The sequence below is a fragment of the Candidatus Symbiothrix dinenymphae genome, from assembly GCF_001431085.1.
In genome coordinates this window covers 1-457 of the sequence record NZ_BBRU01000395.1, presented here as the reverse complement: position 1 = coordinate 457, position 457 = coordinate 1, and the positions used below count along the sequence as shown (strand labels likewise).

The 457-nt window shown below is 45.3% G+C and carries 1 protein-coding gene; it reads left to right on the top strand.

The features are described from left to right. Nucleotides 1-15: 15 nt before the first annotated feature. Nucleotides 16-457 (top strand): cellulase family glycosylhydrolase (locus ASC50_RS04515; RefSeq protein ID WP_226995400.1); only part of this gene is annotated, 442 nt, incomplete at its 3' end.

Below are 457 nucleotides of genomic sequence, written 5' to 3'. Positions count from 1 at the left end.
ATCAATTATACGGCGATGTGGGATAAAACGAGTTTTAATCCCAAACTCATTGACAAAGAACTCGCCCTTGCAGAAAGTATCGGTATCAACAGTGTCCGCTTCATTATGCAGTACGCCGTCTATGAAGATGACCCGCAATACTTTCTCAACACGCTTGACAAATTTCTGAACATTTGCGAAAAACACAAAATCGTTGCGATGCCGGCGTTTTTCGACGATTGTGCTTTCGGAACAAACAGAGACCCGAAAATCGGCAAGCAGCCCGAACCGTTAGAGGGCTGGTTCTTTTGGGCTTGGTCGCCGTCGCCGGGACATCAAATGGTCGTTGACCAACGGGAACATCCGAAATTGGAAAAGTATGTGAAAGATGTTTTAACCCGTTTCAAAAATGATAAGCGAATTATCGTTTGGGACTTGTACAATGAACCGACGAACGGCGGCATTGGGGGGAAAAATA